Here is a 15,963-nt window from a genome sequence, read left to right on the forward strand (position 1 = left end):
CTGCTATCGGGGAGATATATCCACCAGCGGCACCATACCGGACTGTCCATACCAATAACCGGCACAGCTGCCACCAGGATGATCAGCCACAGTCGCCTTTTCGCCCTGAATACGCTCATGGAAAGCTGCAACAACTTCAGCTGTACCGGAAGCCTGCGGCGAAATACGCAGGGCATCGACACCAAGTTCCATCATCTCGGGCACAGCCTCCAGCAGATTCAGACAACGGCCTGACTGGGTCTGAATACCATTCAAAGTAAAGACCCGCTCACCCTCCTGACTGTAAACCGGCAAGCCATCTGGATAATCCAGGCAGACCAGCCCGCACCGATCCTTGGGCAGATCAAAGGAGCGTGCGGTAAAGCAACGGGCAGACGCGGCAAGAGGCATCAGGCCCCAGGCAAAGACTTCGGTTTTAAACCTGTCAGAAATTCCCAGCTGTTCGGCATGCTGAAGAATTTCCCTTAAATCATTGGAAGACAATTCCAGCGGCAGAACCCAGCGTTCCAGTCCGCAGTCCGTCATCTCCTTAAGAGAGCAACCGTTATAGATATTGACCATGGGCCCGGTAGTAAACGGTACACCAGCCTCGGACAGAATCTGGGCTGCGGCCATATCATTGGCTTCCACAGTAAACTGGCAGCTTTCACAGATACGTTTCAGCATCGCCAGCTCTGAGCTGGCTTCCAGCAGCCCCATGGTGGAAAGAACCACGGTTTTGCCTGCGGCTTTCAGCTGTTCAGCAATCTCCAGCCAGTCATCCAGACGTATTTCCCGGCGTTTGCTGCAGACGGTTTCTCCCAGGTACACCCGGTCAACGGGCCATTCGGTCACGTCTTTATAAAATTCCTGAACCTTCTGTTTGGGCCAGAAGTACAGCAGCGGTCCTAATGTCAGTTCCATAGCCAAACCTCCTACTGCCAGGCCCGGTGATAAGCGCCGAGTGTTGTCTGACAACCTTCGGACAACCCAGCCAGTACCTTGCGCCACTCATCTTTTGCAGCAAACCCTTCCGGATTGCGCTTGTAACTGTCCAGTGCTTCACGCCATACCCGGGTCACTTCCGCAGTATAGGCCGGGCTGCGCTGACGCCCTTCAATTTTCACGGCAGTCACACCAGCCTGAACCAGCTCAGGGATCATATCCATGGTGTTCAGACTGGTTGGTTCTTCGAGGGCGTGGCAGGTCTTGTCGTTAACCTTGTAGCGACCTTTGCACAGGGTCGGGTAACCGGCATTTTCTCCGGGGCCAAAACGGTCAATCAGGATGCCGTTCAGGCGGGTATCCATACGGGCACCGTCTTCTTCCCAGCGCACATACTTGGCGGGAGAACAGGCACCAACAGTGTTGGGGGATTCCGAGGTCAGGTAGGAAGAGAGCCAGCAGCGCCCTTCCGCCATAATGCAGAGGCTGCCAAATGCAAACACTTCCAGCTCTACCGGGCTCTTTTCCGCCAGCGCCTGAACCTGGGAAAGAGAGAGTACCCGGGGAAGAACAGCGCGGCTTACGCCAAAACGTTTCTGGTAAAACTCCAGGCTGGCGGTATTGGTGGCACTGGCCTGTACCGACAGATGACGGCGAACGTCAGGATGATGATCACGGATATAAGCCAGCACACCGGGGTCGGCAGCAATAATGGCATGAGCTCCCAGACCGGCAGCTGCATCAACAGAGGCGTGCCAGCGTTCCATTCCCTGGGGGCGTGGAAACGTATTAATGGCAACCAGAACCTTTACCCCCTTGTCACGAGCATAGGTTAAGGCCTGCCGGGCTTTTTTCTCATTAAAATTCAGTCCAGCAAAATGGCGCGCATTGGTATCATCACGAAAACCGATATAGACGGCATCGGCTCCGTTATCGACAGCGGCCTTAAGTGCCGGCAGACTCCCTGCCGGACAAACCAGTTCCATGAAGCATCAACCCCCTAGTCAGACACAATTCGAAAAATTCCAAGGATTCTAACAACGCGCCTCCCGACACGTATTGATAACAGTCAACCTTGTAATAACCGAGAACTGTTTACCATCTTTATCAGATATCTGGATCAGGAAGCGGGCATGTCACGCGATATTTACCGAAGCGGGAAGGTTTCCATTATGCGGTAGCGGGCACCATCCGGACGCAACTCACTTTGCACTAACGCCAGTTCTGCAACATTGAACCGGTAACCCGGAATCTGCCAGGGCAGAATGGATAAAGGACGACTCAAGGAACGGGCCAGGGTGACATGGGGACGAAACAGCCGTTGTTCCGGCGTGTATCCGGCCTGACAGGAAACCCGTTCACAGACCCTGTTCAGATCATTCATACGACGGCCAGAGTGCAATGTCAGCGTCATAATCCGGGGATGGTTATCACTGGGAAAATACTGCACTCCCCCGCTCATTGATATAAAGGAGTGAAAGCCTTCCAGTTCGTGCCGCAGGCCTTCTTTTATCTTCTCCAGCTGTTCGGCAGAGCTGTCCCCGAGAAAGCGCAGGGTCAGGTGAAAGTTCTGGGGTGGCGTCCAGCGAACCGGGCTTTCATCCCAGCCCTGCAGACGCTTTACTTTCTTGTGCAGCAGGGCTGCGGTATCGAGCGGCAATATGTAAGCAATAAAGGCGCGTATACCTTGACTCGCTGGGTTTGTGTCGTGACTCATGGAACTTCTTTAATAATTATTCACGGCCTTGGTGGCCAGTGTTCAGGCAGGATAAAATCTGCCCGGCAGTTTCTGCCATGGTGACTCTGCTGACTTTTAAACCACTCTCTTTCTGTTCGCAAGGCCATGGCAGGAAATGATCCGGAACCATAAAACCAGGCAGCAGGTCTCGCAGATGCCTGCTCCATAACAGCGGGTAAAAGTCTTCTTTTTTGCAATCAATAAATGCCACGGGGCGCTGTCCGAATTCCTGGCAGAACAGAGGAACCACAACAGCCCGATATATCTCTTCACGACCAAGCAGCGCCCGCTCGATGGTTTCCGGCTGGATATTCTCCCCTCCGGAAATAAACTGACTGTCACAGCGTCCGGCCACCTGCAGATGACCATCAACCCAGTGACCACGATCACCGGTCAGAAACCAGCCACCTTCAGTCAGCGGAAGCCTGAGAGCACCCTTTGACCAATACCCTTTAAACAGGGAAGGCCCGCGGAAGGTGATTTCGCCGTCTTCGGTCAGCTTTATCTCAACATTTCCCAGAGGCTGCCCGGACGTTAAGGCTCCCACCTCCAGAAAAAGTGGTTCACCGGTGCATACCTGAGAGCTGGTTTCAGTCATACCATAGGTGGTCAGCAGCCTGACACCCTGCTTTCTGCAGCGCTCTGCTACATCTGCAGAGACATAGCCACCGCCCACCAGCAATGTTTTTACCGATGTTTCCTGAAAACTGAACTCAACAGTTTCCAGCAATCTGTAAAGCTGGGTGTTCACCAGTGATAAATGAGTGACCTTTCGTCGTACGAGTGTCTGCGTCAGCTGACGACGATGATCCGGAAACACCACCTGGGCTCCGGCCAGAACACAGCGAAACAAAATAGCCAGCCCGCCAATATGATAAAGCGGCAGTGATAAAAGCCAGCCATCATTCGGCTCCAGAGAAATAATGCCTGCTGATGCCCTGGCACTGGCCCGGTGACAGGAGAAGTTAAACGCCGCCGCCTTGGGAAAACCGCTGCTGCCGGATGTCATGACCAGATTGCAGATACGCTGTTCATCCCAGTGAAACGCTGTCAGCTCTCCCTGGATATGACCGAGCTGGATATGAGCAAGATTAGTGGGGAGCCTGATATCTCCCTGCCATTCGCTGTAAGGCTCACCGCTCTCACTCCAGAAAGCCCTGGCACCGATCTCTTCAGCAATCCCCCTGAGCCTGGCCCTTGGGAAAGCAGGATTTACCGGAACAATAATGATTCCTGCCCGAAGGCAGGCGAAAATCAAAACCACCAGCATTGGGCTGTTGGCTCCCGCTGCCAGCAGAACATCGCCCTGCTTCAGGCCAAGATCCAGCAGATCGGAGGCCATTCGTGTAATACGGTTGTTCAGTTCATGGTAAGACCAGAACAGGTCTCCAGCCATCACAGCAACGGCACCCGGATTCACCTCTGCCTGCTGCTGAATGGGACATCCCTTCTCACTCATGACTTGACCACAATATCTTCAAATCCTTTTCACCTGAAACCGGATAATGACCAGCAGATTGCACCGCCGGAGGCTTGATCAGCCACTGACGATAGGTTGAGAGCGTATCCAGCCCCGGCGCCGTTTCCGGTGCCTGCTGCCCGGCCAGCTCGGTAAGAAAATCAATACCAATATTGCTTTCATAGGAGGAACTGACCACCAGCTGCAGGTTGTTCTCCCTGGCCAGCTGGGCCAGTCGCCGACAGCGCAGAACACCACCGGCAAGCGTCGGTTTAACCACCAGAGCATTGAGACCGGTAAACAGTTCCGGCATGCGGTAATGCCCCTGCAGACTCTCATCAAGAGCGATGGGCAGATTACTCTGTTCGGCAAAGTCGGGAAGCAGGCGCTGATCAGTCAACGGCTCCTCGATAAAATCCATACGGCTTATACGACCAGGATCGATTGCTTTTGCAAACGCCATGGCATCACACCAGGACCAGCCACGATTGGCATCAACCCGGATTTTCACCTGTTCAGGGAGCAGTTTGTCCAGCATCTGAAACAGCTCGATATCCTGGGCTACTGATTGCCTGGCTACCTTAATCTTTATACGGGTTAACGATGAGTTAACATCCAGTGCCTGAGTCTGACCGACTATCTCTTCATTGCTGCCCGACAACAGTGCGCATGGTGGCAGATCAAGGGTGTGATAATCGGAATGCAGTAACTGGCTGGCTGCCGATTCGACAGCAAAGGCAACGGACGAGGAATATTTCCCGGCCGTTGCAATCATACCCTGCTGCTGTACTGTTTCCAGACAACCCGGACTCACTGCCAGCCAGCGGGCGTAATCAATCAGCTGTCGCTGGGCAATATCCAGGGTCTCGCAACTGAAACCGGGCAGGGGCGCACAATCCCCGTAAGCCAGATAACCATTGCTATCTTCGAGCTTCAGCAGCAATCCTTCCCGAACACCCGGAGGACAGCCCGGCAGGCTGCCTTCCAGTTTCAGGGAGTAGGCTGCAACAGATACAGCTTTCAGCATTATTTACATCTGTAAAATCAGGGGTTACGACCAAAACGGCTGAAGTCAGGATCACGCTTCTCTACGAAAGCGTTACGACCTTCCTGGCCTTCTTCAGTCATGTAGAACAGCATGGTGGCATTGCCCGCCAGCTCCTGCAGACCGGCCTGACCATCGCAGTCGGCATTCAGGGCAGACTTCAGGCAGCGCAGGGCCAGAGGAGAGTTGCGCAGCATGTCGCGACACCATTCCACGGTCACTTCTTCCAGCTCTTCCAGGGGAACAACGGTGTTTACCAGGCCCATATCCAGTGCGTCCCTGGCGTTGTACTGACGACACAGGAACCAGATTTCACGGGCTTTCTTCTGGCCAACCAGACGGGCCATATAGCTGGCCCCAAAGCCACCATCAAAGGAACCGACTTTAGGGCCGGTTTGACCAAAGACAGCATTTTCGGCAGCAATGGTCAGGTCACAGATCATATGCAGAACGTGACCACCACCGATGGCATAGCCAGCCACCATGGCCACAACAGGCTTCGGACACGTGCGAATCTGGCGCTGCAGATCAAGAACATTCAGGTGGTGAACACCTTTATCATCCTTGTAGCCGGAATCACCGCGTACCTTCTGGTCACCACCAGAGCAGAACGCCTTACCACCAAAGCCACAGAAAATAATAACGCCGACTTCACTGTCACGGCGGGCATCATCCAGTGCCTTCTGCATTTCCATCACGGTCAGGGGGCGGAACGCATTATGTACCCGCGGACGGTTAATGGTGATCCGGGCAATCCCCTCCGCCTTGTGATAGAGAATATCTTCGTATCCTGAAGAAAAGTCGGTCCAGTCCAGAGCGTCGCGAATGGGAGATGTATTCATGGATCTTATTTCAGGTTGGTTACAACTGATCAGTATCTGAGTACCTGTCGGGCTTAACCCTTCAGGCACTCTGCACTGAATAAGGAAACTAAAAAGTCTTTCGGATTATCACGGTGTGCATTATGGCCTGCATCTGCGACTACTGCCTTGCAGACCTTACCGTTTTTTTTAAAAGCTTCTTTTTTAAGAGCTTCAGCAATGGCGAGAAATTTATTATCCCGCTCACCCACAATGTATACGACATTGCATGTTAATTGGCTGGATACATGCCACCAGTCCGACTGTCTGCCAAGACTGAGCAGGTCCATGGCGTCTGCCAGCAGACTGCCATCGTTATCTATGCTGCGCTGTTTGACCAGCTTATTACGCTGCTCTTCGGTTAACGAAGAAAAAACCGGCTGCCTGTACCAGTCCTTCAAAACATCCTTAAGAGGTTCTGCGCGGAAACGCTGACTCCAGCGGCTGTCGCTATCTATGCGCTCCTGCCGTTCCCGCTCTGTCTTTAAGCCGGGGTTGGCCCCTTCAAGGATTAACAGTTCAACATCATCCGGGTAATGGCTGGCAAACCCGAGAGCGATGCGCCCTCCCAGGGAGTAGCCCATAACGGTGGCCGGAAGCAGACCTTCCTCCGAAAGAAGACGGTGCACTCTATCAGAAATCCCGGCAAATGCATCAGCTTCAGCAGAAATTTCATCGGAGAATCCACCACTACTACCATGACCGGGCAGATCAATGGTGTAGCAATGATATTTGTTTTTCAGCTCAGGAAGGACTGATAGCCAGTCATCACCCGAACCCAGAAATCCATGCAGAAGAATTAATGGTGAACCCTGTCCGCCATGGTCAACAAGGCTCAGCCCGTGGCTCAGCATACGGAGTAATCCCGTGCCGCGTGCACCAGGGATTTGAACTGGTCTGTCCCCTGATCCGGTGGTGTGCACACTTCGATCAGGGCTCCTTCAGGGCTGGCGAGAGCTTCAGACAGGGAAGCCTGAAAATCTTCGCAGGTTTCTGGTGCACGGTAGTTCAGCCCAAACATGGTTGCCGCACCTACACCCTGCAGGGAGTGCTCAATCCTGAAATAGCGTGACAGCGTATTATCGTCCCTGGATACCGGGAACATATTGAAAATGGTCCCACCGCTGTTGTTCAGCAGCACAATGACAAGACCGTGCTGTGCAGCAAGGTTCAGCGAATTCAGATCATGAAGAAACGAAAGATCACCAATAAGCAGAACTGTTCTCTGGCCGGACGCTGCATGACCCGCCGCTGAAGCGATCAGACCATCAATGCCGCTGGCACCGCGGTTGGCAATAATTCTGGCATCTGTCCAGGAGGAGCTAAGGCTGTCCAGGTAACGGACAGGCATACTGTTACCAATAAAAAGGGCTTCTGTCGTCAGTGACTGCTTAAGTTGCTCGGCTGCCCAGATTTCTGTCAGCTGGTTATCCGGCAGCTTCTCAGCCTTGATTGTTTCTACAAGAGTTCGGGACTGAAGCAGGAGGTTATCGCTCCATGCCCTGTTCTCGGGAGAGAGGGATACTTTGCCTGCGGTTGCCTGACAAAAGTCTTTTATAGAACAGCTTACCCGCCGAGTGACCGAGAACACCGGATCATGACGATCCTGGCGGCTGTCGATATACCAATGCTCCCGGCCCCCCTTCCCAAGCCACTGCCCAAGACGTTTACTGATTGGCCGCCGACCGCACTGAATAACAAGTTCGGTCTGATTTAGCCTGGCAAGGATTTCAGGGTTTGCCAGAGTCAGATCGACACAGCTCAACGCCCGTGCATGGCCCTGCAGACCGGACTGGATATCTGCCAGGAGCAGCCAGCCGATATTATCAGCCAATTCTGCAACAGCTCTGCTTTCCTGTTGAGAAAGCTGCCCGACAACCAGAACAACCGGCCCAGAAATATCAGGAAGCGAGGGGCAGGTTCCTGCCGATCTATCCCACAGGCAAAGAGGATTGTGACTGCCACGCCATTCAGCCACAGGCTCTAGCCAGGAGCTCCAGTCAGCAGGTGTATCACTGCCATAGAGCGGATCTCGCAGCGCCTGGTTGATATGAACTGGCCCGGCATCCGGCCTGTTCATTACGGCCACGGCTTCATCAATAACAGATAACAGCCAGCGGGCTGGCAAAGATGGTTCAGGACAGGGGAGGTTTACGCTGAACGCCGGGCAGCTGGCATAAATGCCCGGCTGTTCCAGTGTCTGGTTAGCTGCACAGCCCAGCAGTTCCGGCGGACGATCGGCAGAGAGAACCATCAGCGGGATGGCTGACTCCTTGGCTTCCAGTAAAGCAGGATAGAGATTGGCAACAGCCGTTCCGGAGGTGGTGATAATAACAACCGGAGCGCCTGTCGCCCGGGCCAGACCAAGGGCATAAAACCCAAGGCCTCTTTCATCATAATGGGTATGTGTAGTCAGCTGCTGATGTCTTGAAAGAGCCAGGGCAAAGGGCGCGCTGCGGGAACCAGGTGCGAGACAGATATGCTGCACGCCATTGCGATACAGCTCTTCCAGAATTATGTCACACCAGAGGCTGGTGAAGTCACCAGCAGATACTACATCAGACAAGAATGGTTACACCCGGATAAGTTGCTTGTTTTGATAACGTTATTGCGAAATCTGAAGCAGCGATTGAACTGTCCTCAGTTTACTGTCCAGTTCGGCCCATTCGGCATTGGCATCTGATCCACACACCAGACCTGCACCAGAGTAGAGAGAAAGATTACGCCCGTTCAAAAAGACACAGCGCAGGGCCACGGCAAACTCTGCCTGGTCGTTCCCAATACAGCCGAACGGCGCAGCATACCAGCCCCGGGCATGGTTTTCGATAGTAGCCAGCTGTTCAAGAGCCCGGTCTTTGGGCACGCCTCCGACTGCCGGTGTTGGATGCAGCAGTTTCAGCAGCATTCCGTCAGTCACACCTGGCTTCAGCTTCGCTCTGATCATCTGCCGCAGGTGCTGCACACTCTTCAGGCGAATCAGTGACATTTCCGAAATTGGCTCCACCGACTCACTGCAACTCTGCAGGGCATGGCGCACAGCCTGCAGAACCAGCGAATTCTCCCGCCGGTTTTTATCATCAGATAACAGCGCTGATGCCAGCCTGCGATCCTGGGCAGGTGTCAGCCCTCTGGGAGCTGTTCCGGCCAGAGCTTCGCTGTCGAGTGTCTGCCCGTTGCGGCGATACAGTCTCTCAGGAGAGGCGCCGAAAAAGCACTGTCCGTTCTCTCTGATAAATGCAAAGCGATAGGTTTCAGGCGTCAGTTTCTGCCAAGCCGACAGCAATGACCAGGGGCACAGGTCAGCCTCCAGTTCAAGCTGCTGCTCGCGGGACAATACCAGCTTCTCAAGCTCATCCTGCTCCATCAATCCGAGTACCTGCCCTACCTGGTTCTGCCACAACTGCCAGTCCGGATTTTCTTTGACAATCTCGGCTGAAGGCAGGGCGCAGGGAAAGCCTTTGGCTTCCTTGAGCGACAGGGCTTGCCGGGCAATCTGTGACCTGAACTGCTCCCCGGCAGCACCTGCAGGAAGCTCAACATGACAGGCAAGAGTCAGCTGCCCCTGTCTGCGGGTCAGCTCGAAACGCGGAAGTATAAGTTCACCGCCCTCAAACCCGGGCCACTGCTCTTTTCTATCTTCAAAGAACGGCAGACCACCCACAAACCGCGCTTGCGGGCATGTGTTCAGAATATTGCGGATAACAGGCAGGCATTCATCCAGATCACAGGTGTGTGCAACATTCAGGGCCAGTGCAACACCAAAGCCTGCAGTCTCCTGCCCAGGTGTATCACGCTGAGACCAGTAGACCCGCACACCTTCACCTCCGGCCAGGCAGGCCAGAAGATCTGTTTCAACACAGACTGGCAGTGCAATTCTGTGCCAGCCACTGCCAGGCTCAACCTGGTTAATTTTCTCAGCCAGCTTTGCGGCTGCCACCGACAGTGTCAGTGGTTGTCTAAAGGAATCTGCGCTCATGATCCGTCATGGTTTCGGAGAGTGGCTATTCCAGGAGCCTGTCGGGCTTAACGCGCACCTACTGCGAAAAAGCCGGATTTGGCCAGTTTTTAGAACCACTTTCGTCAAATAGAACCACTATTATCCTCAAGTGCTTCTAAAAACTGGCTCAAACCGGACTTTTTCTCGCTACGGTCGGTTAAGTCCGACAGGCTCCCAGGCCTCTGAACCGGTTTCATCAGATTGGTAATAACCGAAGTAAACCAGAACCGTTCTCATCTGCATATGCAGGTGCGCATAAACTAAATGAGATTCCCTGCTGAATAAACCTTGGTGATGAAAGAAATTTCATTTTTTTGCAAATCTGATGGTGTTCTCATAATACACAGCCATAAATCGGAAATACCTCCCTCTTAAAAGGTATTTCCATGGTAGATCACCATGATAAAATCCCCGGCCAGCATTTTGCTCCAGGAACAAGATTTTTATGGCCACGAATGGCTCATCGGCTCGCCAATGGCTGGCTGACAACGGAAAGACGGCATCATCAGAAGAACTGCTTCGCATTCGTAATGCCATTGCTGCCAAACTGGATAAACTTCCCGAAGGTCATCCGGAAGAAGACGGTCTTCTGGAAGCCCTTGATGTTATGGATGAATGGCGGGAAACCAGAAATGTCTCTGCTCCCGTTGCATCATCACTTCAGGACAGCGACTTACCGGCTCCGCAACTTGATACCAGTTCCCTGACCCCTGACCTGCCACCTGCACCGAAACTCAGCCAGGAAGAAAAGCAGACCCGCTTTCAGAAACTTCTTCAGAAAAGCAAACCCGGCATGTCGTCATAAACAGCAGGCTCTAAATATCAAATCCGTTTAGGGTCTTCTCCCGGCAGGCATATACTTTCCAGCACTCCTGAAATTCTGATGACAACCCTGAATGGTGCAGAGAGGAGTGCTGAAAATGAAAAGGCTGTATTACCTGACCCGCTCTGTCGAAGAAGCCGACAGGCTGGTAAAAGATCTTTATCGCTACGGTGTTGGAGAATGGCATATTCGTGGGCTGAGTCAGGATGATGCAGGCCTCTACCATCACCACATTCATCCGGCCAACTTCTTTCAGCGCTATGATCTTGTTCACCTTGGTGAAAGAGGAGCGATTGCAGGGTTCCTGATCAGCCTTCTCTGGTCACTTGGCGTTCATTTCATGCATCTGATTCCGGCCAGTTTTGGCACGGCAGAGACAATGTTCACCATTTTGATTTTCACTCTCTTCGGTGCCTGGTCGGGAGGGTTGGTTGGTATTTCGAGGCTGAACTACCGCATCAGCCGGTTCAGTGAGGATATTGCTTCAGGTGCCTGTCTGGTTCTGGTTGATACCCCACGCAACCAGAGCCACAAGATCGCGCAGATGGTTGAGAAAAAGCATCCTTATTTTATCCTCGCTGGCTGTTCTTCCACATTTACCAACCCTTTTTCAGGCCCGGCACAACGGCATGACTCAACCAAGGGTGTAAGAGTTTACTGAGCCAATTTGCTGTCTTAGATGCTTACCTATTGCCTTTATTACCAGCTGTATTACAGAAGATAAGTGCAATTAAAAGTTATTCTGAAAATGGGTTAGCAATTCCTGAAATGTCGTCAATACTGAATTTGTGGCTTCCTCATGAAGGTCTCTCAGGAAGCCATTTTTCTTACAACTCATTGATTATCAGCAAGGAAGCCGTTGTGAATCGGAAGCAATCCCGTCGACTCTTAAAAATGGAGAAAATAATTGGAGACATCGCCTTTTGGGTGTTATTAGCCGGGTCTCTTTACTGGCCTTTTTATATGCTTCTTGAATAACGCAAACGGGTTTCCCCAGACACGAAAAGCACGAACATATAACTAGACATACAAAAAAGTTGTTCAAACAAAAATCCCCCGAAATAATCGGGGGATTTTTTTATCACTCAAAACAGATATCAGAGTTCGTTAAACGTCCTCTTCAGAATGTCTATACACTCTGCAATCTGCTCATCGTTGATCACCAGCGGAGGTGAAAAACGAATCGTGTGCTGATGGGTCGGTTTCGCCAGAAGACCATTCTCGGCCAGCCTCAGGCACACCTGCCAGGCATCAATCTCACCCTTTGGAATAATATCGATGGCATTCAGCAGACCGCGACCACGCACAGCCTTTAACAGTGGGTGGTCAATGCTTCTCAGTCCTTCCCTCAGAGCCTCACCCTGACGCTCGGCATTCTCGGCAAGCTTCTCATCACGCACAACATCCAGTGCGGCCATGGCGACATGACAGGCCAGAGGGTTGCCACCATAAGTAGAACCGTGCTGACCTGGGCGGATACAGAGCATAATGTCGTCATCTGCCAGAACAGCAGAGACAGGATAGGCACCACCGGAAACAGCCTTGCCCAGAATCAGGATATCAGGACGAACCTGTTCATGATCCACAGCCAGCAGTTTGCCGGTTCTGGCAATACCGGTCTGAACCTCATCGGCCATAAACAGGGCGTTGTTTTCTTTGCAGATTTCAGAGGCACGCTTCAGATAGCCTTCTTCGGGAAGAATGACACCCGCTTCACCCTGGATGGGCTCGATCAGCAGACCGGCAATATCCGGAGCCGCCATCGCAGATTCAAGCGCTTCAATATCGTTGTAAGGGATTCGGATAAAGCCCGGCGTATAAGGGCCATAGTCAGCCCTTGCCTCCTCGTCATTGGAGAACGAGATAATGGTGGTTGTCCGGCCGTGGAAGTTACCGTCACAGACAACAATCTTGGCGCGATGGGCATCAATACCCTTTTTCAGATAGGCCCACTTTCGGCAAAGTTTGATCGCTGTTTCAACAGCCTCGGCTCCGGTATTCATTGGCAGAACCCGGTCAAAGCCAAAATACTCAGCCATATATTTTTCGAACACACCCAGCGCACTGCTGTGGAAAGCTCGGGAAGTCAGAGTCAGCTGTTCAGCCTGCTCCTGCATGGCCTTGATAATTTTGGGGTGACAGTGCCCCTGGTTAACTGCAGAGTACGCCGACAGAAAATCGTAATACTCCTTGCCATCAACATCCCAGACTTTTGCTCCCAGTCCACGATCCAGAACCACTGGAACAGGATGGTAGTTATGAGCACCGTATTTTTCTTCCAGTGCCATCAGCTCTCGGCTGGAAAGTCCTGCCATAGATCCTCCTGCCGGATAATCCCTGCTTAGGAACAGCGCACATGATGACCTACTGATGCTTTAAGATCAGACCTTTACACTGCGTTCCCCAGAGAAAACCGGTAATTATCATTCTTGGTGGTAATCAGGGAGGCGAATGCCTCCCGAAAGGGTAGCTACTAATTATCAGGGCTGGAAGCCAAGGTCAACTGGTTTCATCAACTGTACCGAGAAGTCTTTCCATGCGGCTGAAATACTCACGAATCTTGTGACCATCGTTCTGGTCTAACAGGCTGAACAGGAAGATCGCCAGTGTTGAAAGGATAAAACCGGGAACCAATGCGTAGAGTTCAAAAATTCCGCCGGAGAACTGCTCCCAGATCACAACAGTCAGACCACCGACGATAATACCGGCCAGTGCGCCATTGCGAGACATTTTATCCCAGAACAGACTGACCAGAAGTGCCGGCCCGAATGCTGCACCAAACCCGGCCCAGGCATAGCCGACCATGTTAAGTACGGTGCTTTCAGGGTTAAGGGCAATCAGGCAGGCAAGTACAGAGATTCCAATAACTGCAGCCCTTCCAACCCACAGCACCCTTTCCTGTGATGCTTCCGGATGGAAGATATCCTTGTAAAAATCTTCGGCAAAAGCTGTAGAGCAAACCAGGAGCTGCGAATCTGCCGTACTCATCACTGCTGCCAGAATGGCCGCCAGAAGAATACCTGCAACGACTGGATGGAAAATACTGTTAACCAGCAACATGAAGATGCCTTCCGGGTCATTTACCGTCGCTCCGCTATTCAGGGTATGTACCAGCCCAGCCAAGCCTACTAATAAAGCAGCAACCAGACATATCGCACTCCAGCCAACAGCAATGTTTCTCGCCACCGGCATATCTTTTTCGCTTCTGATTCCTTTGAAGCGGGAAAGAATATGCGGCTGACCAAAGTAACCCAGACCCCATCCCACAAGGGATAAAATCACCAGAGTATCAAGAGGAAAACCGTCTTTATCAGTGAATGGATTCAGCAGGGCCGGGTTATGAGCTTCCAGAGAACTCCAGACTTCCATAAGGCCACCGTTGTCACTGATCACAACTAAAGGAACAACAACCAGCGCCGCTGCCATCATCAGCCCCTGAACCAGATCAGTCCAGCAAACGGCCAGAAAGCCACCAAACAGTGTGTAAGAAATCACACTGATCGCACCGACAATCACAGCTATTCGGTAGTCCAGACCAAAGGCAGTTTCAAAGAGCTTTCCGCCAGCTACAAGGCCCGCACTGGTATAGAAGAGGAAAAACAGAAGAATAAAAGCGGCCGATATGCTTTGCAAAGCACGCCCCTCATCCTGGAACCGGTTACTGAAATATTCCGGCAGTGTCAGAGCATTGCCAGCAGCCTGACTGAATACCCGCAGACGTGTGGCAACCAGCTGCCAATTCAACCACGTACCCAGCAGGATTCCACCTGCAAGCCAGAAAGCTTCAACACCGGATGCAAATGCGTAACCAGGTAAACCGAGGAGAAGCCAGCCACTCATATCAGATGCCCCGGCACTGAGAGCCGTGGTCCATGGTCCAAGGGAGCGCCCCCCCAGAAAGTAATCTTCACTTGTGGCTGTCCTTCGCCAGGCCACAATACCAAGCACCAGCATTACAATAAAATAGAGACCGAAAGTCAGCATGATGGCCGTATCTGCAGGCATAGACCCTCCTGATTGCAGCTTAACAGACAATAAATGTAGTTCTGACAGCTGAATTTTTGATGGTGGAAATTACTCATACCATCGGCATAAGTTTTGACGCCTGTAACCCGATACAGTTCTGCACGTTCTAACCCGAATGTTATTTTGCTGATTTTCAGAGTTGTAATGAGAGTTGTAATGAGAGTTGTTATGGATATATCACCCAACAACGAAATGGTGAGATTTCAATGGTTTTTATTTTTCACATACGAAAAAAGGGTCAGCGTTTGCTGACCCTTTTTAAAGATGGTCGGGGTAGAGAGATTCGAACTCCCGACATCCTGCTCCCAAAGCAGGCGCGCTACCAGACTGCGCTATACCCCGTTTTCAAATTGTCTGATGATCGTTTAACCAACCATCTAAAAGTGGTCGGGGTAGAGAGATTCGAACTCCCGACATCCTGCTCCCAAAGCAGGCGCGCTACCAGACTGCGCTATACCCCGTTCCAAATTGCTTGATGATCGTTTTAACCGACCATCCAAAAGTGGTCGGGGTAGAGAGATTCGAACTCCCGACATCCTGCTCCCAAAGCAGGCGCGCTACCAGACTGCGCTATACCCCGTTTTTCAAATTGCTTGATGATCGTTTTAACCGACCATTCAAAAGTGGTCGGGGTAGAGAGATTCGAACTCCCGACATCCTGCTCCCAAAGCAGGCGCGCTACCAGACTGCGCTATACCCCGATTAGCATTTAGCTCTTTACAAAAAGAGTGCTAGAAAATGGAGCTCTTAACCAGATTTGAACTGGTGACCTCATCCTTACCAAGGATGCGCTCTACCGACTGAGCTATAAGAGCTTTGTATGGAATCCGACCTCCAGGGATGGAGGAAGCACTGGAATCGCCTGGAACGATTTCAGTATGTCTGTTAGTTGCTGACACTTAGTGTGTGCGACCTCCATGGAAGGAGGAAGTGCAGTAAAATGTCTGGAACATTTTCTGCGCGATCGTTCGCGTTATCTGATGTTGACCTCCAAGGATGGAGGAAATCCTCAAAAATGTCTGTCGCTACAGGGATGTAGCTTATTAGGGCAATGCAGGAGCAATTGCCGGGAACATTTTTAGGACCAAATT

General features: G+C 52.0%; 13 protein-coding genes and 5 tRNA genes. 2 read left to right on the forward strand and 16 right to left on the reverse strand.

Going from position 1 to position 15,963, the window contains the following annotated elements:
* Positions 1 to 3 precede the first annotated feature (3 nt).
* From M3P05_RS05685 to M3P05_RS05725, 9 genes are all read right to left on the reverse strand, one after another.
* A complete protein-coding gene (locus M3P05_RS05685) occupies positions 4 to 903 on the reverse strand; it encodes a U32 family peptidase (RefSeq protein ID WP_249698444.1) in 900 nt (299 codons plus the stop codon).
* An 11-nt stretch (positions 904 to 914) separates the two neighbouring features.
* Positions 915 to 1,910, reverse strand: coding sequence for a ubiquinone anaerobic biosynthesis protein UbiU (gene ubiU / locus M3P05_RS05690; protein ID WP_249698445.1), 996 nt, complete (start codon positions 1,908 to 1,910; stop codon positions 915 to 917).
* A gap of 161 nt (positions 1,911 to 2,071) precedes the next feature.
* Positions 2,072 to 2,641 carry an RNA 2',3'-cyclic phosphodiesterase gene (thpR, locus tag M3P05_RS05695; RefSeq protein WP_249698447.1) on the reverse strand — a complete coding sequence of 190 codons (570 nt, stop codon included), beginning with the start codon at positions 2,639 to 2,641 and terminating at the stop codon, positions 2,072 to 2,074.
* A 16-nt stretch (positions 2,642 to 2,657) separates the two neighbouring features.
* A complete protein-coding gene (locus M3P05_RS05700; protein WP_249698449.1) occupies positions 2,658 to 4,121 on the reverse strand; it encodes an AMP-binding protein in 1,464 nt (487 codons plus the stop codon).
* A complete protein-coding gene (gene menC / locus M3P05_RS05705) occupies positions 4,114 to 5,148 on the reverse strand; it encodes an o-succinylbenzoate synthase (protein ID WP_249698451.1) in 1,035 nt (344 codons plus the stop codon). The genes M3P05_RS05700 and menC overlap by 8 nt, the downstream gene beginning before the upstream one ends.
* 17 nt (positions 5,149 to 5,165) lie before the next feature.
* A complete protein-coding gene (gene menB, locus M3P05_RS05710) occupies positions 5,166 to 6,008 on the reverse strand; it encodes a 1,4-dihydroxy-2-naphthoyl-CoA synthase (protein WP_249698452.1) in 843 nt (280 codons plus the stop codon).
* A gap of 53 nt (positions 6,009 to 6,061) precedes the next feature.
* Positions 6,062 to 6,880, reverse strand: a complete 819-nt coding sequence (gene menH / locus M3P05_RS05715) for a 2-succinyl-6-hydroxy-2,4-cyclohexadiene-1-carboxylate synthase (protein WP_249698453.1) — start codon at positions 6,878 to 6,880, stop codon at positions 6,062 to 6,064.
* Positions 6,874 to 8,592 (reverse strand): 2-succinyl-5-enolpyruvyl-6-hydroxy-3-cyclohexene-1-carboxylic-acid synthase, encoded by a 1,719-nt coding sequence (menD, locus tag M3P05_RS05720; RefSeq protein ID WP_249698454.1) that lies wholly within the window; start codon positions 8,590 to 8,592, stop codon positions 6,874 to 6,876. Before menD ends, menH begins: the two co-directional genes overlap by 7 nt.
* Before the next feature lie 39 nt (positions 8,593 to 8,631).
* On the reverse strand, positions 8,632 to 10,002 hold the full coding sequence (locus tag M3P05_RS05725; protein WP_249698455.1) for an isochorismate synthase: 1,371 nt from the start codon (positions 10,000 to 10,002) through the stop codon (positions 8,632 to 8,634).
* Between the two features lie 466 nt (positions 10,003 to 10,468).
* Between M3P05_RS05725 and M3P05_RS05730 the strand changes: the two genes are divergently transcribed.
* Both M3P05_RS05730 and M3P05_RS05735 read left to right on the forward strand, forming a co-directional pair.
* Positions 10,469 to 10,828, forward strand: coding sequence for a hypothetical protein (locus M3P05_RS05730; protein WP_249698456.1), 360 nt, complete (start codon positions 10,469 to 10,471; stop codon positions 10,826 to 10,828).
* A gap of 115 nt (positions 10,829 to 10,943) precedes the next feature.
* Positions 10,944 to 11,507 carry a hypothetical protein gene (locus M3P05_RS05735; RefSeq protein WP_249698457.1) on the forward strand — a complete coding sequence of 188 codons (564 nt, stop codon included), beginning with the start codon at positions 10,944 to 10,946 and terminating at the stop codon, positions 11,505 to 11,507.
* A gap of 436 nt (positions 11,508 to 11,943) precedes the next feature.
* Here M3P05_RS05735 and rocD read toward each other — a convergent pair whose 3' ends face one another.
* The 7 genes from rocD to M3P05_RS05770 form a co-directional block, all read right to left on the reverse strand.
* The gene (gene rocD / locus M3P05_RS05740; RefSeq protein WP_249698459.1) at positions 11,944 to 13,161 is read right to left on the reverse strand and encodes an ornithine--oxo-acid transaminase; all 1,218 of its coding nucleotides are present in this window, start codon (positions 13,159 to 13,161) and stop codon (positions 11,944 to 11,946) included.
* Between the two features lie 184 nt (positions 13,162 to 13,345).
* Positions 13,346 to 14,851: a sodium/proline symporter PutP gene (putP, locus tag M3P05_RS05745; RefSeq protein WP_249698460.1), complete on the reverse strand. Its 1,506-nt coding sequence runs from the start codon at positions 14,849 to 14,851 to the stop codon at positions 13,346 to 13,348.
* A 286-nt stretch (positions 14,852 to 15,137) separates the two neighbouring features.
* A tRNA-Pro gene (locus tag M3P05_RS05750) sits at positions 15,138 to 15,214 on the reverse strand.
* Between the two features lie 42 nt (positions 15,215 to 15,256).
* Positions 15,257 to 15,333 (reverse strand) — tRNA-Pro (locus M3P05_RS05755).
* Between the two features lie 42 nt (positions 15,334 to 15,375).
* Positions 15,376 to 15,452: transfer RNA gene (locus tag M3P05_RS05760), tRNA-Pro, on the reverse strand.
* A 44-nt stretch (positions 15,453 to 15,496) separates the two neighbouring features.
* Positions 15,497 to 15,573: transfer RNA gene (locus tag M3P05_RS05765), tRNA-Pro, on the reverse strand.
* 38 nt (positions 15,574 to 15,611) lie between these two features.
* Positions 15,612 to 15,687, reverse strand: a tRNA-Thr gene (locus M3P05_RS05770).
* Positions 15,688 to 15,963 lie beyond the last annotated feature (276 nt).

Source organism: Parendozoicomonas callyspongiae, assembly GCF_023502345.1.
Classification (GTDB): domain Bacteria; phylum Pseudomonadota; class Gammaproteobacteria; order Pseudomonadales; family Endozoicomonadaceae; genus Sansalvadorimonas; species Sansalvadorimonas callyspongiae.